This is a genomic window from Ectobacillus sp. OTK (assembly GCF_059698935.1).
The window spans coordinates 2,521,639-2,537,752 of sequence record NZ_AP048547.1 but is presented as its reverse complement, the minus strand read 5'-3'; the positions used below and the strand labels follow the sequence as shown (position 1 = coordinate 2,537,752).

The window sequence follows — 16,114 nt, the reverse complement described above, 5'->3', positions numbered from 1 at the left end:
TCGCACTTCTTTTAAATTGAATTGAGTTATAACAACTTGTGTCAATTCATATAACGATATTCCCTCAGACTATTCAAAATAGAGATTTCCTGCAATAATTCCTCACCAACATTGGTTTCTCTAACCTTTTTTCTCTTTAATTCCTTATCCACCAATCTTTTTACTGACAAAACATCCGTTCCGTTACATAGAACATCTTCTTTTGAATTAAAATGTTTATGGGCGACCAGCTGCATGCCATAGGAATTATACAGTAGAGTGTATCCAGCTATACCTGTTGTTGATTGATAGGCTTTGGAAAAACCTCCATCGATGACAATCATCTTGCCATTCGCTTTAATTGGATTTTCCCCGTCAATTTCTTTAACTGGTGTATGGCCATTTATAATATGCCCCTGATCAGGATTAAGATCAAATTCAGTTAGGATTTTGCGGCAAACTTCTTCATTTTCACGTAAATGGTAGTATGGATTCTTTCTCTCTCTATGGGTTTCCTTATCCTTAATAAAGTACCTCTCAAAAGTTGTCATTTCTCTTTTTCCAAACAGTGATGAGTATTCTCCTGTCCATAAATACCAGACCATATCTGTTGCAAGATCATCTGTCTCTTCAGGATGTGCAAAAGAATGCCGTAAATAATGTTCAAAAATATCCAATAAATCACGGCCTGAATAGGTTTTATTTTCAATCATCATTTTTTCCATATTTCCTTCTTCATCTAAAGGAATACAGCCATGTATTAACAAGTTCCCGTTATATTTTAAATAAAGACTCCCTTTCCTCATAAGGAAGTTCATATGTCTGGCCAACTTTTCCGAATGCTGGACTGCAAATAGCAGTCTTTCCATAACCTGCTTTTCTTCCTCTAATAATTGATCGGGCTGCTGCGGATTAACCGTTGCAAAGCAACTATTTTCTAGAGGGTAGGTTTTCCCACGAATTGTGATTTCGTTCTTGTCATAATCAATTTTCTCAAGCAAAAGCCTTTCTGACATATTAAAGTACGGACGTCTCTTTATGATAGGCATTTCAAGTTTGAACTGAATCATCGCGATTGCTTGATGAATTTTCGTAATTTGTAATTGTTCATGATCAGATAGTTTTTTATCTGAATGTATCTTAGGTCTAAAAGCTGGATTGTCCTCATAGTATTTCTCCGCAAGATTCAGCAGGGGTCTAAGATTGATTCCATATACATCTTCAATAATATCCAAGTTGTCGTACCTGGCACAGATACGAATAATATTAGCAAGACAAACCATTGAACCAGCAAAGGCACCTAGCCATAGTACATCATGGTTTCCCCACTGAATATCAACAGAATGATAATTGATTAAAGTATCCATAATTTTATCAGGCTCTGGTCCACGATCATAAATATCTCCCACTACATGAAGATGGTCAACAACCAATCTCTGAGTCGTATAAGCAAGTCCTGTTATAAGCTTATCCGCTTGGCCTAAGGAGATAATCTGCTGGACAATTTCTGTATAATAGTGTTCCTTATTTGTAGATTTATTCGCTTTGTATAGTAGCTCCTCTATAATATACACAAACTGACTCGGCAATGCTTTACGTAATTTCGAACGTGTGTATTTGGAGGAGGCATAAGAAATAAGCCTTATCATCCGCTCGATAATTACTGTATACCATTGGTTTAATTCTTGTTCATTACCAAAATTATTTTTAATTAACTGTAATTTTTCTTCAGGATAATAAACTAATGTTGCAAATTCATTTATTTCTTTTTCAAATAAAACATCTTGAAACAAGTCCCTGATTTTCTCTTTTACATTCCCCGAACCATTTCTTAGCACATGTTGAAAGGCTTGATACTCCCCGTGTAAATCACTGACAAAATGTTCTGTCCCCTTAGGCAGATTGAGGACCGCTTCGAGATTAATAATTTCCGTTATCACTTTTTCTTCACTATCATATTTTTGCGCCAATAAATCTAGATATTTTGCATTCAAACAACGTATCCCCTTTCAAAATTCACCCTTCATTCTCCATCTAATAGGCCTATATTTAATACTTATATCATAAAAGAAAAGTCAAATAGAAGATATAACGGTAATTAATATTTTTATTGTCTTTGTTTGCAATAAAATTGAGAGAAAAACTTATTTAGATTTGGTATTACTTCTAAAATAAGAAAATGCATAATTTAATTTGATACTCTCCTATACTTACCCGTCCCTGGGAAAAGCAAGAGATTTTATTTGAAATAAAACATAAATATCAAATACAAAAGCCAGCAACAAGTGCTGGCATCACGAACTAAAATCAAAATAGTTTCTCTTCAGCAGCCGCGGCTTTGCCATCAACTCCGCATACGTCAGCTGCTTCTTCAGCTGCTTCGTATTAATCAAAAACAGCTGATCCTCAATCCCCTTCACCGTCTCTTCTGTCTGATACTCCATCCCGCATGCATCGCAGTAGACACATGGTGTTTCCGTAATCCCTATCGTTTTCGTTCCATCCGGCAGCTCCCAAAACACTGTGTTATGACCATCTATCGCTGCTTCTGACCCGCACCATTCACACTTCGGCATTCCCTTACGCCTCCTTCTCCGTACCTTCATTCAGCTTCTTCATCTGCGCCTGAAACTTCTTCTCCTTCAGCTGATCGCGCTTTTCACGTTTATCCTTCAAGGAAGCATGCTCTGGATTTGCCTCATACTGCTTCCGGCGATCCAAACGCTGCAGCCCTTCCGGCACGAGATTCGGCTTCACATCATTCATGAGCCCGGCAATACCAATGTTTGATTTCTTCTCCGCATAATCCGGATAAACCTCGCCGAAGTATCCTTCCGCCCGACCCGGCACATAGTTCTCCGGTTCTGGATATGTGGTGATGACACCTTCAAAGTTGCGGAGCACGACTTTGTCCGCGCTTTGAGACAGGAGATAGTTTGGCTGCAGGGCGATTTTCCCGCCGCCGCCTGGAGCGTCGACAACAAAGGTCGGGACTGCATATCCAGATGTATGTCCTCGCAACCCCTCAATAATTTCTAACCCTTTGGAAACTGGGGCTCGGAAATGACTGATCCCCTCTGATAAATCGCATTGATAAATGTAATACGGACGAACACGAATTTTAACGAGATCGTGCATCAATTTTTTCATAATCGCTACGCTATCATTAATTCCTGCTAGAATAACAGCCTGATTACCGAGCGGTACGCCTGCGTTCGCAAGCATCTCACAAGCTTGTTTGGATTCCTCTGTGATCTCAATGGAAGTGTTGAAGTGTGTATTCAGCCAAATCGGATGATACTTCTTGAGGATATTGCAAAGGTTTTCTGTGATGCGCTGAGGAAAGACAACAGGCGCTCTCGTGCCAATACGGATAATTTCCACATGCGGGATAGTACGTAAGTTTTTTAAAATATACTCTAGAATATTATCGTTAATTAACAGTCCGTCACCGCCGGAAATCAACACATCGCGTACCTGCGGCGTGTTGCGGATATAGCTGATGGCATCATCAAGCTGCTTTTTCGGCACACCCATGCCGATTTGTCCGCTAAAGCGGCGACGTGTGCAATACCGGCAATACATCGAGCATTGGTTTGTCACGAGAAACAATACACGGTCCGGATAGCGGTGCGTCAGCCCAGGTGTCGGAGAATCATCATCCTCCCCAAGCGGGTCTTCTTGGTCATATTTTGTCTTGTAGAGCTCCTTCGAAATTGGAACAGATTGCATCCGAATCGGACAACGGGTATCGTCCGGATTCATAAGAGAGGCATAATAAGGTGTGATATTAAGAGGAATTGTTTTTGTAGAAATTTTTACTCCTTCCTCCTCATCTGGCGATAGATTAATTACCTTCTTTAAATCGTCTAATGTTTTAATCGTATTCGTTAATTGCCAAATCCAATCATTCCACTGCTCCTCGGTTACATCCTTCCATAGTTCAATATCCTTCCAATGACGCTTTGGTTTATATATATCATGCAGCATGAAAAAGTCCTCCTTTATCCTTCTTGCCTTTTTCTATGCAAAATTTGTGCCAATCATCTATTTTAGCTATTTTCCTATGATCCATCGGCGCTTTCTGTGCGTTTACCTAATTCTTTATATGTCATATCCAAGAAGTTGGTGAAAGCACAAAAAAACTGCCTATTATTCGGCAGCTTGTCGATGCTTTCGCAGCTTATATTGCAGTGTTTGCCTCGGTATATCAAGCAACCTTGCTGCTTGCATCATATTCCCATTCGTTTGCAGCAGCGCTTGCTCAATAAGCCGCTCCTCCGTTTCCTGCAGCGCCTCGCGCAAAGATGTTATATTCGAAGCTTGAGAGACGCGAGAAAATGAGTAAGGCAAATGCTCCATCCTAATCATTGCATCGTCCGTCATAATCATTGCATGCTCTATGACATGCTTCAGCTCCCTAACATTCCCCGGCCAATGATGGCAAAGAAGGAGCTGTTTTACAGATACATCAAGATCTCGTATTTGCTTTCCTAGCTTAGCGTTATTTTTCTGCAAGAAATAATGAGCCAGCATAAGGATGTCACCTGCTCGTTCCCGCAGCGGCGGAATGTATAAAGAAAAAACATTCAAACGATAATATAAATCAGCACGCAGCATATGATTTTTCATGCATAGTTCAGGCTGCTCATTCATTGCTGCAATCACCCGAACATCAATCTTCCTCGTTTTTTGACCGCCAATGCGGCGAACCATGCCATCCTCCAATACGCGCAGCAGCTTCGCTTGTAAATTAAGCGGCATGGAATTTATCTCATCAAGCAGCAGCGTACCTCCATCGGCTAGCTCAAATAATCCAGCTCGGTCTATGGCTCCCGTGTAGCTCCCTTTCGCCGTTCCAAACAGAATTCCTTCGAGCAGCGACTCTGGCAAGGCTGCGCAGTTTTGGGCAATAAATGGCTTTGTTTTACGGGGAGATGCCTCATGAATCGCATGTACAAACAGCTCCTTCCCAGTTCCTGTTTCACCATACAGCAAAACGGGTGCATCAGTCGGTGCTACTCGTTTTGCTAAACGCTTCGTTTCTAAAAAGCGTTGGTCCTCTGTCAAAATATGCTCAAACGTTATAGCATTATACTGTTTAGCTCCTGCAGCAGCCCTCTTTCTATTCGATTGCAGTTCTACAATTTTATCCGTCAGCTTTTGAATCGCAGAGTAATCCTTCGCAATTTCAACAGCTCCGGTTACCCTGCCTTCAATTAAAATAGGAATAGTACTATTTACAGTACAAACTTCCATGCCGCTGCGATTTTGGTAACGCTGTGCCTGTTGTAATATAGGACGTCTTGTTTCCAGTACCGTAAGAAGCGTACTCGACTCCTTCGTTAATGAGGGAAAGGCTTCTAATACGTGCTTTCCAAGTACCTCCTCTATCCGCGTTCCATCATGCTTGGCAGCAGCGGCGTTATAAAAGATTGTAAAGCCGTTCTCGTCTACTGCATGGACCGCTTCATCAATGCTGCTTAATATTGCTTCCATCATTTCCTTTGTAAACGACGCAGGCACACCGTTCCCTCCCTGCTTAAAATTCGGCACACACTATGCCGGATTTTCGGCTTATTGTGATAAATCCTTTGCCCAAACATTCATATCTTCCATTTTATCAAAAATATAACAGTTGTTTGTCAACCGCCCCATATAAGAATAACCAATTTGGTAAAATGCTGCGTTCATGCCATAAGATAAAGCCCTTGCAATCGTATACGAACAAAAGATATGCCGCAAACGCAATTCCTCCTCAAGGGCTTTTAACAGCCGCTTCATTAATCCATGCTTACGGAATTCCGGCAGCGTAGCACAATTTGTCAGCTCTGCATTTCCTTGTAGAGGATCCATTTCAGCCGACGCCGTACTAATAATTTGACCATTCGTTACGTACACATAGTAAATTGTATCTTTCTTCATTGTTTTTTGGATATATTCAGCTCGATCCAGCGGGGTCGGATACACCTGAAACACATGTCCAAATAGCTGCGCAAGCGCCTCCGCATCCTCCTCGTTTGCAGGACGAAGTTCAAAGGAGGATGGAACCTCCTTTTCCTTCACGTCCTGCTGAGCTGTTACTTTATCGATTACCTCATCCTCCTGCACCCAAAATGAGCTGTTTCTTCTGTCAGTTTTTCGATATTTGGTGAAAAAATAGGCAGTATGCCCTTGAAAATAGAGGGGGATCATTGCTTCAAGCACGTATCCGCTTGAAATAAAAAAAGAGAGGTGTTCGTGTTTGCCTTTTACAATAAGCTTAGAAAAGCTATACTGCTCTGCCAACTGCTCTGTTCTGCCCAGAACCGCTTGTATATTTCCTGTATACAAATCAATCCGAATCCGTTCATTAAAGTAGTCAAGCACTCCTTCTATTGTATAATTCCTTGCTTGCTCCGAGAAAGCTTCATAATATTTCATTCCTCCACCCCACACCAATCGAGAAGCATGCAGGCGATTATTTCAGCTGCTTCTACCATTTTATCAATTTCTATATACTCATTATTCTGATGTGCAGTCTTCGTTTCTCCCGGTCCAAATACAACGACTGGCATATTCGCAACTTGCGTGAATAATCCGCCGTCTGTCCCCCATGGGGAGGCTTCTACAAGGGGCTCTTCTCCTCGCACAATCGTAAAATTTTGCTTGAGCGTTTGCACAAGCGGATGCTCCTCCCCAAGAGATCCAGGTACCCATCTTGCACCAAACCACTCAATTTTAACAACATTCTCAGAAAACCAAGCATCTGCTTCGCTCAACGTATGAAACCAATTTTCAAACTCCTGCTTTGCCTCCTCAATCTTCTCATCCGGTGCTATACCGTATCTCCCTTCTAATACAAGCAGATCTGGTACGGATGAAGGCCAATTTCCACCTGCAATTCTGCCAATATTAATCGGAACCGGAATCGGAATAGATTGATAGAGAGGCTCTCGTATACGGTCATTTCTTACTTTTTCTAATTTTCTCACATGCTCAATGACAATTACACCCTTCTCAATCGCGCTTACTCCCTCATAGCGTGTACCGCCATGCGCAGACTGTCCCTTTACAGTTAGACGAAACCACATGGAGCCCTGCTGCTTCGGAAAAATTTTCATATTTGTAGGCTCTGGAATCAGAACGCCATCGGCTTTATATCCTCTTACAATCGCAGCAAGAGACCCTGCCCCTCCGCTTTCTTCCTCAATTACACTTTGAAAGCATATATCTCCCTTCAAACGAATGCCGCAGGCAATAATCGCTTCCATTGCCATAATAAGCGCAGTACTTCCTCCCTTCATATCGGTAGCACCGCGTCCATAGAGACGATTACCATCCACCTCTCCTCTATAAGGATTGTACTTCCACTGCCGTACATCTCCTTCTGGTACTACATCGATATGACCGTTTAAAATAATCGACTTCCCTCCGCCGCTTCCCTTTAATACCGCCGCGACATTCGGACTATCAAGGAAGCTGCTTCGAGGTGATACAAAATAGGGATGCTGCTCTAATTTACGAAAAGAGGGCTCCCAAATGTCAAGCTGCAGCCCTAGCTCCCTCAATTTCTCAATCATGATTGCTTGTGCGCTGCTTTCATTTCCTGAGACACTTTTTTCCTGAACGAGCCGTTTTAATAGACGTACCCCTTGTAGTTGGTGAGCTTGAATATAGTTTCGGACAATTTTTTTATACTGTTCCAAGCGCTTCACCTCATTTTAGTCGATTGTACCTAGAGAAGGACTAACAGAAAAAGAAGCTCCTGTATATGTTTGAACATCCGATATCGTATACGGAGACATCAGTTCTGTTACAAGCAGACCATTCTTCGTGACCTCCATAACAGCCATATCCGTAATAATTACATGAACACAGCCCTTTGAGGTAAGCGGCAGTGTACATTCCTTTACAATTTTCGGCTTTCCGTCTTTATCAACATGACTCATAACCACGATTACCCGCTTTGCCTTTTGCGCCAAATCCATCGCACCACCAATACCTGGAACACGGCGTCCTGGTACAATCCAGTTTGCCAAATCACCTGTTTCGCTCACCTGAAGCGAGCCAAGAATTGTAACATCAAGAAGCCCTCTCCGAATCATACCAAACGCCGTACAGCTGTCAAAATAGCTTGCACCTGGTATAACTGTTGTCGGAAAACCAGCAGCATTACATATATGCGCATCTTCCTCACCCTTTGCCGGACTCGGTCCTAAGCCAAGAATTCCATTTTCCGCGTGGAACATTACCTGAAGGTCAGCAGGTAAATGGTTTGGAACAAGGGAAGGAATACCGATTCCTAAGTTTACAATCATTCCATTATGAATTTCCTTTGCCGCTCTCTTTGCAATCCGATTGCGAACATCTACTCCCATGCCCACTTCCAGTTCACCCCTTCCGAAGGTACAACATAGTCTACGAATACACCTGGTGTTACAATCTCATCTGGAGCTAATGAGCCTAGCGGTACAATTTCCTCTGCTTCAGCGATTGTAATCGCTCCTGCCATCGCTACATGCGGATTCATATTTCGTGCACTTTTATCAAACACCAGATTCCCAAACGGATCTGCTTGCTTAGCATATACAATAGCTACTTCTGCTGTTAGAGCGGTCTCTACAAGGTAGCGGCATCCATCCACAACAACCGTTTGCTTATTTTCCTCCACTATTGTATCCATGCCAATATCAGTCAAGATTCCACCTAGCCCGACTCCGCCGGCACGGATCCGCTCCGCAAGGGTCCCTTGCGGACAAAATTCAATCTGTAGTTTGCCTTCATGAAGAAGCCGGCCTGCATTTGGATTCGAGCCGATATGAGAGGTAATAATAGAACTTATACGCTCGTTTGTGATTAGAGGACCAATACCGATTTCAGGGAATCCTGTATCATTTCCTATTAGATGCATGTCTCGTATTCCTTCTGCTAAAATAGCAGAAATAATTGTAGGGGGCGATCCAACCCCTCCAAACCCACCAAACATAAGTGTCATCCCATCATGAAATAGAGGCATCACTTGTTTTACAGTTGTTATCTTTCCAAACGGATTTTGTATCTCCATTACCGTATCCCTCCCATCACTTCCTGCAGACTCGCATACAACAGCTGCAGCAGTTCATCAATCTCCGCATGCATAACTGTCAGCGGCGGTGCAACAAGTACAGCTATCTCCTCCTTTCCATTTCTTCCTGCGACTGCCGGATATAAAAGCAACCCGTATTTTGCCGCTGCTCCAATAAGATTGGAACATGGAACAGAAAGCTCTAGTCCTAAGAGAAGCCCTTTTCCACGTACATCTATAATAATAGGAAACTCCTTTTTAAAGTCATGCAATTTTTCTAATAAGTATGCCCCTTTTTCAGCAGCATTTTCTACGAGATTATAACGTTCAATATACTCTATAACCGCCAGTGAAACTGCTGCTGATAGGGGATTCGCACTAAAAGTGTGCCCAGCCATTACAAGCTTTGACCCTTGCAAAATCGGCTCCATCACCCGATCACTCACCAATGTCGCTGCCATTGGTGCATATCCCGCTGTTAATCCTTTCCCAAGAGCAATGAGATCAGGAACCACTCCCCAATGTTCCATCGCAAACCACGCTCCGGTTCGACCAAGACCAGTCATGACCTCATCAGCTATAAATAAAATATCGTAGCGTTCACATATGTTTTTTATAATTTTGTAATAATCATCAGGCGGGGTAATCGCTCCGCCAGCTGCGCCAACAATTGGCTCGGCTACAAACGCGGCAATATGCTCGGAGCCAATTCTCTCTATTTCATCCTCTAACTGTGCGGCACACGCTGTTTGGCAGGAAGGCTGCTGCAAACCAAACGGACATCGAAAACAATATGGAGGTGGTAAAATGGGGTAGTCTTCAAGCAAAGGAGTAAATCTTTGGCGGCGCAGCGGATGACCTGACATCGAAAGCGCACCGATTGTAATACCATGATAGCTCATGTGACGTGATATAATTTTTTGCTTGCTTGTTATACCACGTTCTTGGTAATGCTGAATTGCGATCTTCATAGCCGTCTCCATCGCTTCCGTACCACTGTTTACAAAAAAGCTCCAATTCAAATCCCCCGGACTTTTATCGCTTAACGTTTTTGCTAACTGCTCCGCCGCTTCACTCGTAAATTGAGAGCGGTATACAAAGGATACTTTCTCAGCCTGTTTCGTCATCGCTTCAATTACTTCTTGCACACCATGACCAATACTTGCGGTAATCGCTCCAGAAGAACCGTCTAAATACCGTTTGCCGTTCGTATCATACAAATATATGCCGTTGCCGTGAGAAATAGTCGGATAAGGCTGTCCGACCAGCGGCTTAATTAAATGTTCACGCATCCATTCCTCTCCCCCTCACCCTTCTTCTATCATCTTATGAGGGAAATGTTTTTTTCTTTCATATAAAAAGCCTCCTAGGATCATGTTTTCATAGTCCTAGAGGGCTTTTGCTTTTTAATTCAACGTAATGTCTTCGCGTGTTGCTTCTGTTCCTAACGTACTCATAATATCCCTTTCTATCCAAGCACCGCACGTACTAGCTTGTGCTAAACCGCGGGTCACACCTGCACCGTCACCGCTAACGAACTATAAAAAATAAAAATATTTTAACGTTCGCTTTAAAAGCATTTTCTAACTATTTTTTATTAATACATACTTTTATAACAAAGAAAAACCGATTAACATGAAGTTAATCGGTCAATAGTGGTTGACGCTCTGCTCAGCAAGACATTAGCGAACCCAAGCTGCTCCGATGATAATTAAAAGGATAAACAATACAACGATTAACGCAAAACCGTATCCGTAACCGCCGCCGCCATAACCTCCGCCATAACCATAACCGTAACCATAACCTGGATAACCATATCCATAACCGTATCCGTACATAGTTTTTTCACTCCTTACATCATTTTGAATTGGTTTACATTCACAAAATATGTAAAACAAGCATAAAACGGTATGTGCATTCGCCTAGAAAAAGAAAAAATCTCTTTGAAAGCTAAAAATTTATCTCCTTATGTTTGTTAGCAGCAACTGGTATAACTGTAATAAGGATGTAATTACAGAGCTTTGTGCATATACATTTCATTCAAAAAGGAATTGTTACGTCAATAGAATTTATCGTAGAAATGAAGGGAAGTTTTGAGGGAAGACAAAGGCCAAAAACGAGCATAAGCCTCATCCATCTTCGCATATAGTGTAAAGACAAATTAGGAGGTGAAAAGGTTGCTCTCATCAGCAGCATATACATATGCATCGAAAGCATGGATGTATGACCAGCTTGCTCATTATTATAAGTACTCTAATCCACAAAAGCATATAGAGTTTTACATGAAACATTATAAAGAACTCCAAAAATTCATAGCTATATATGAGCAAGAACGATCTCAATCCGCCTCTCCAAGCATGCAGCCAGCAAAGATCCGCATCCTGCATGCTTCGCCGAATACGCCTGCAGTCGACATATACGTAAACGGCCAGCGTATTTTACAAAACATAGCTTTTAAGCAGCACAGCAGCTATATTTCACTGCCGCAAGGTCAATATCGCATTGATGTGTATCCGGTCAGTACACACTCTTCTCCTTTATTTTCGGCTATTATTCCAATCATGGGCGGCTACACTTACACAATCACAGCTGCTGGTAATATCACTAAGCTGCAACTTCTGTCTTTTGTCGACAGCACATATTTACCGTACGGAGAGGCAAAGATTCGGTTCATTCATCTCTCACCAGATGCGCCGGCAGTAGATCTTGCAATGCAGGACAGCGATATCCTGTTCCCGAACGTTCCGTTCAAACAAGCAACAGAATTCTTTCAGGTAAGTCCTGGCACCGCTCATTTAGATGTATGTGTGACGGGAATGAAGGATGCTATTTTATCGCTGTCTGATGTCAAAATTGAAGCAAACAAAATCTATAGCATATATGCGATTGGTTTCACCAACAAAGAACCAAAGCTGGAGGCGCTGTTTTTAACAAACTAATGTGCCTCCAGCGTATTTTTCTTAAATAGAATCATAAACTTTGTCCAATCATCTGTAGATTCACATTGTATTGAACCATTGTGCTTTTCCACAATCTGTTTACAAACGAATAATCCAATGCCTGTACCAAGCTGTTTTGTTGTGACAAACGGCTCAAAAATCGTTTCGAGCTTCTCGGAAGGAATCACAGGCCCGTTATTCCGAATCAAAATATGAATATAGTCTTTGGTTTGCGAAACATCAATGACAATCTGCCTTTTTCCCGAGATAGTTTGCAGCGCATCAATAGAATTCATAAGTATGTTTAAAAAAACTTGGCGAATCTCACTCCGATATCCATTGAAAGGAACTGGATCTTCTATATTTTCTTCGATTGAGACATTCGCATTTACGAGACTCGGGTAGAGAAAATGGATTGTATCATGAAACAAATCATTCAAAAAGAAATCTGTCTTTTCATCCCACATTTCTTTACGCGAAACGAGCAGAAATTGTGAAATCCGAAAGTTAAGCTGATCTAACTCATGCGAAATAATATCTAAATACGGCAGTTCTGGATTGTCTGCACATAATAATTTTACAAATCCCATAATTGATGTAAGCGGATTTCGAAATTCATGTACAAAGCTCGCTGACATCTGACCTAATATTGTAAGTCGTTCCTTATGGGTTTCCTTAATAAAGTGTTGTTTCTCCTCTAAATTCTTTCCGATAATCTCAGAATATATGAGCACTGTATAATAAATAAGATAATCAAAACAAAGATGAATTTTTGAAGCGACTGGCTGCAGTTCGCAAGCCTTCACATCCATCTTAAACATTGCTTCAAACAACTCATGGCGACCCACGTTTGTATTATACACGAAGTTCCCTATATTCTCGCCCGCCTGTGCCCGTTCCGTCGCAATCTTCTTGCATATTGAATGAATATCCTCAATTTGCTTTTCTTCCGTAATAAGAGAAATAATAAGAGATATAACTTGCTCCCCATTGATGATAATCTCTTTTTTGAAGGGATCGCTTTGAGACACAATAATTTTTTTATTCCAATTCTCTACAATTGTATCTTTATTTTTTACTAAGTATGTACAAAATTGCTGCTCAGCATAGCTCTTAATTGTAAACCCCCCCTTCTAAAAAGAAACAATACAATATATTTTGAATACTATCATAAAAATAACAGTTCGTTAAGACCTCTGCAATCTCTATATAAAGTTTAATATTTTATTATTAATTACTATATTTTCATATACATAAATAGAATCTTTTTTGTTAAACATACAAAAGCATTTATCATAAAGGAGAGTGAACATGATGACTCCAAAGAGTGTTGATGATTATATACAAGAAGGAATCTACGGGACAAAAGAAATTAAACGCGAAGAACGAGGTATGTTTTTAGGTACATTTCGGGAACGAATTGAACTAGCTCTTACGACCGGACAGGTCATAGCTTCCGATATATATTCACAAGTCGAGAACACCTTAAAAACCACGCCAGGTTTGGAAATGCTTCTCAACGGCGACATTGCTTACCTCCATCTTTCTAAATACATAAAGTTGGCAAATCAGTATAAAACGCCCTTTATGATTGTACAAAATGAGGAAAAAGAAACCTCAATAGGCTTATTACTTGCTCACAAAACATCTGTAGATAAAGAAGAAATTTTTATACAAGATAAGGCATTCCAGCAGGAAATGAAGCATTAGCTTCATTTCAATGCTATCGTTAGTATAGGCCGTAACAAAGGAAAAACCCCTGTTTATCACAGAGGTGATGAACCCATCTGTCTAATTAGTTTTACAGCCTGCGGTTGCTGCGGAGAAAATGAGGATGGCTGCTTTGTAATCTCTATTTGTTTAATGGAATGACCATCCATTTGCAGCACGCAGAATGTATATACATCAATCTGAATACTATCCCCTTGCCTAATATTGAAATATTCAGTCAAAATCCAACCCCCGATTGTATCTACATCACTATCATTAATGGCAAGACCAAACAATTCGTTTACTTCTGCAACAAGCACTTTTCCTTCCACGATTGTCCGGTAATCATTGATATGCTGAATTTCAGGCTGCTCATCTGTATCAAATTCATCTTGGATTTCTCCCACAATTTCCTCAAGTATGTCTTCAATAGTTACTAACCCAGATGTACCCCCATATTCGTCAACAAGAATGGCCATATGTGTTCTTTCTTTTTGCATTTTTAAAAATAAATCGCAGATTGGAATGGACTCAATAACCTGAATAATCGGCCGAACGTATTGCTGTACGCTCCTTTCGTTTCCTTTAGGGAAATCCGTAAACACATCCTTAAAGTTAATCATCCCGATGACATGGTCCTTATCGCCGTCAATAATAGGATAGCGCGTATATTTTTCGGTCGACATCATTCTCATTACATCCCTAAGCTGCTGCTCTTTTTCGATGGTCACCATCTCAGTACGCGGCACCATAATCTCCTTTGCCAAACGGTCGTCAAACTCAAAAATTTTGTTTACATACTTATATTCCGACTGATTAATCTCTCCATTCCTATAGCTTTCAGAAACAAGCATTCTTAATTCTTCTTCCGAGTGTGCTCCTTCATAATCAGCCTCTGGATTTAAACCAAACAAGCGCGTAATGCCTTGCACAGACCGATTTAACAGCCAGATAAAAGGATACACCATTCGGTAAAATAGTATGAGCGGCTTTGCTACTGCCAAGATAATGACTTCAGCTTTCTGAACTGCAAATGTTTTCGGTACCAGCTCTCCAACTACAACATGCAAAAAGGTAATGATGGTAAACGATAGAACTACCGACAGCACAGAGATGAATGAGGGAGGCACCTCTAATCTCGTAAAAATCGACTCGAGCAGCCGTTTCACGGCGGGTTCACCTAACCATCCAAGCCCTAAGGCAGTTGTAGTAATACCTAACTGGCAAACCGGTAAATACTTATCCAAATTCGATAGTACCATTTTCGCAGCTAGAGCCCGTCGGTTTCCCTCTGCCACTAAAAAATCAATGCGAGAGCCCCGTACTTTCACGATAGCAAATTCAGCTGCGACAAAAAATGCAGTCCCGGCAATTAAAACCGCAAGCATACTTATATTTAATATGTCCAAATACGTTTTCCCCACTTAGCTTTGTAAGTGAGGAAGCCACCTCCTACAATTTAATTTATATGAACATAGTAAAAGAAGGAAACTTGCTTCTATAAAGCTCGTATATTGCACAATTTCTATTTCGATGTTTATACACTATATGCATGAATAAATACAGATATTTCCTTTTATCATACCGAAAGTTACACTCTTCGTCAAATAAAGAAAGGATCGTATTTTCAGCTATGTTACCAGCAACTTTCGTCATTTCCCTACAATCACTGCATCCCCTTTACGTCTTTTAGGCGTTTTTTTCTTTCTTTGCCGATTCAACACTTCTTTTGTCACACAAGAAGGGAACGTATTATTTCGAGCGAAAACAAATATAACAAGAAAATCAAGGAGGGTGTCAAAATGGAATATAAAACTCCGATGATTGCAGAGAAAATGGGTGTCAGTTCGAAGGTTGTAATGCGAATTGTTCAACAATTGAATTTGGAAATAAAAAAGAACAAATTTGGTCATTACGTGTTCAATGAAGAAGATGTACAAAAAATTATGGCGAACTATTCTGCCAGTCAGGAAACTGCGGCAACAGTTAGCCCTTTCCAAGAAAGCCAGGTTTCCTCCAGTACTCGCGAGCAGTTCCATTCAGTAAATAAGCAAGAGATTTCCTCCAGTACGCCGGACTATGTTCATGTATTAAAGAAACAATTAGATGAAATGGACCACCGTCTCCTTCAAAACGAAGAACGCCTACGTCAAAAAGCTGACAGTGTTGTACAATATCAGCTGTTGCAGCACCGAAATGAAATTGAGGAATTACAGAAAAAGGTGGAAAGGCTCGAAGCTGCGTTGCAGCAGTTGGAGACACGAAAGCAGCCCCTAGCTGTCATACCTGAATACTCCGCCAATAAACCAAAGCGACGAAATGTGATTTTTAACATATTTGGATTATAGTGATATTAGGTGCAGCTCCAAAGAAAAGGATCCTCCTTCTTCTTTGTGCGAGCACCTTTTTCTTTTTTATTCGCTACATGAAATTTAAAGCA

At 41.0% G+C, this 16,114-nt stretch carries 14 protein-coding genes and 1 pseudogene; 3 read left to right on the top strand and 12 right to left on the bottom strand.

The annotated features are described in order from the left end of the window. Positions 1-41 precede the first annotated feature (41 nt). From fbp to AC6HZ4_RS12445, 10 genes and pseudogenes are all read right to left on the bottom strand, one after another. Positions 42-1,973 (bottom strand): fructose-1,6-bisphosphatase, encoded by a 1,932-nt coding sequence (gene fbp / locus AC6HZ4_RS12490; protein WP_497495345.1) that lies wholly within the window; start codon positions 1,971-1,973, stop codon positions 42-44. 300 nt (positions 1,974-2,273) lie between these two features. Then, entirely contained in the window at positions 2,274-2,555 is a 282-nt protein-coding gene (locus AC6HZ4_RS12485) for a YokU family protein (RefSeq protein ID WP_497495344.1), read from the bottom strand. A gap of 4 nt (positions 2,556-2,559) precedes the next feature. Then, a complete protein-coding gene (gene kamA / locus AC6HZ4_RS12480; RefSeq protein WP_497495343.1) occupies positions 2,560-3,969 on the bottom strand; it encodes a lysine 2,3-aminomutase in 1,410 nt (469 codons plus the stop codon). A gap of 162 nt (positions 3,970-4,131) precedes the next feature. Further along, positions 4,132-5,505 carry a sigma-54 interaction domain-containing protein gene (locus AC6HZ4_RS12475; RefSeq protein ID WP_497495342.1) on the bottom strand — a complete coding sequence of 458 codons (1,374 nt, stop codon included), beginning with the start codon at positions 5,503-5,505 and terminating at the stop codon, positions 4,132-4,134. Between the two features lie 51 nt (positions 5,506-5,556). Then, complete coding sequence (gene ablB / locus AC6HZ4_RS12470) at positions 5,557-6,402, bottom strand: putative beta-lysine N-acetyltransferase (protein WP_497495341.1); 846 nt, start codon at positions 6,400-6,402, stop codon at positions 5,557-5,559. Beyond that, positions 6,399-7,667 carry a peptidase gene (locus AC6HZ4_RS12465; protein WP_497495340.1) on the bottom strand — a complete coding sequence of 423 codons (1,269 nt, stop codon included), beginning with the start codon at positions 7,665-7,667 and terminating at the stop codon, positions 6,399-6,401. The genes ablB and AC6HZ4_RS12465 overlap by 4 nt, the downstream gene beginning before the upstream one ends. Before the next feature lie 15 nt (positions 7,668-7,682). Continuing rightward, complete coding sequence (locus AC6HZ4_RS12460; protein ID WP_497495339.1) at positions 7,683-8,345, bottom strand: 3-oxoacid CoA-transferase subunit B; 663 nt, start codon at positions 8,343-8,345, stop codon at positions 7,683-7,685. Next, complete coding sequence (locus tag AC6HZ4_RS12455) at positions 8,330-8,977, bottom strand: CoA transferase subunit A (RefSeq protein WP_497495695.1); 648 nt, start codon at positions 8,975-8,977, stop codon at positions 8,330-8,332. The genes AC6HZ4_RS12460 and AC6HZ4_RS12455 overlap by 16 nt, the downstream gene beginning before the upstream one ends. Positions 8,978-9,024: 47 nt before the next feature. Then, positions 9,025-10,317, bottom strand: coding sequence for an aspartate aminotransferase family protein (locus AC6HZ4_RS12450; RefSeq protein WP_497495337.1), 1,293 nt, complete (start codon positions 10,315-10,317; stop codon positions 9,025-9,027). A gap of 390 nt (positions 10,318-10,707) precedes the next feature. After that, positions 10,708-10,788: pseudogene (locus AC6HZ4_RS12445) on the bottom strand (YjcZ family sporulation protein); the annotation flags it as partial. A 456-nt stretch (positions 10,789-11,244) separates the two neighbouring features. Between AC6HZ4_RS12445 and AC6HZ4_RS12440 the strand changes: the two are divergent. After that, on the top strand, positions 11,245-11,964 hold the full coding sequence (locus AC6HZ4_RS12440; protein WP_497495694.1) for a DUF4397 domain-containing protein: 720 nt from the start codon (positions 11,245-11,247) through the stop codon (positions 11,962-11,964). Here AC6HZ4_RS12440 and AC6HZ4_RS12435 read toward each other — a convergent pair. After that, a complete protein-coding gene (locus tag AC6HZ4_RS12435; RefSeq protein WP_497495693.1) occupies positions 11,961-13,082 on the bottom strand; it encodes a histidine kinase N-terminal domain-containing protein in 1,122 nt (373 codons plus the stop codon). The genes AC6HZ4_RS12440 and AC6HZ4_RS12435 overlap by 4 nt on opposite strands. A gap of 196 nt (positions 13,083-13,278) precedes the next feature. Between AC6HZ4_RS12435 and AC6HZ4_RS12430 the strand changes: the two genes are divergently transcribed. After that, on the top strand, positions 13,279-13,674 hold the full coding sequence (locus tag AC6HZ4_RS12430) for a YueI family protein (RefSeq protein ID WP_497495692.1): 396 nt from the start codon (positions 13,279-13,281) through the stop codon (positions 13,672-13,674). Between the two features lie 56 nt (positions 13,675-13,730). Here the strand turns inward: AC6HZ4_RS12430 and AC6HZ4_RS12425 are convergent, their stop codons facing one another. Beyond that, entirely contained in the window at positions 13,731-15,083 is a 1,353-nt protein-coding gene (locus AC6HZ4_RS12425) for a hemolysin family protein (RefSeq protein WP_497495336.1), read from the bottom strand. 393 nt (positions 15,084-15,476) lie between these two features. On the opposite strand from AC6HZ4_RS12425, the gene AC6HZ4_RS12420 reads away from it, so the two are divergent. After that, entirely contained in the window at positions 15,477-16,022 is a 546-nt protein-coding gene (locus AC6HZ4_RS12420; RefSeq protein ID WP_497495335.1) for a chromosome segregation protein, read from the top strand. The last annotated feature ends 92 nt before the right edge of the window (positions 16,023-16,114 follow it).

Excerpts from the sequence above, each read along its gene's own strand:
- AC6HZ4_RS12485 (WP_497495344.1), bottom strand. The coding sequence starts at position 2,555 with ATGCCGAAGTGTGAATGGTGCGGGTCAGAAGCAGCGATAGATGGTCAT.
- kamA (WP_497495343.1), bottom strand. The coding sequence starts at position 3,969 with ATGCTGCATGATATATATAAACCAAAGCGTCATTGGAAGGATATTGAA.
- ablB (WP_497495341.1), bottom strand. The coding sequence starts at position 6,402 with ATGAAATATTATGAAGCTTTCTCGGAGCAAGCAAGGAATTATACAATA.
- AC6HZ4_RS12455 (WP_497495695.1), bottom strand. The coding sequence starts at position 8,977 with ATGCCTCTATTTCATGATGGGATGACACTTATGTTTGGTGGGTTTGGA.
- AC6HZ4_RS12450 (WP_497495337.1), bottom strand. The coding sequence starts at position 10,317 with ATGCGTGAACATTTAATTAAGCCGCTGGTCGGACAGCCTTATCCGACT.
- AC6HZ4_RS12440 (WP_497495694.1), top strand. The coding sequence starts at position 11,245 with ATGTATGACCAGCTTGCTCATTATTATAAGTACTCTAATCCACAAAAG.
- AC6HZ4_RS12430 (WP_497495692.1), top strand. The coding sequence starts at position 13,279 with ATGACTCCAAAGAGTGTTGATGATTATATACAAGAAGGAATCTACGGG.
- AC6HZ4_RS12420 (WP_497495335.1), top strand. The coding sequence starts at position 15,477 with ATGGAATATAAAACTCCGATGATTGCAGAGAAAATGGGTGTCAGTTCG.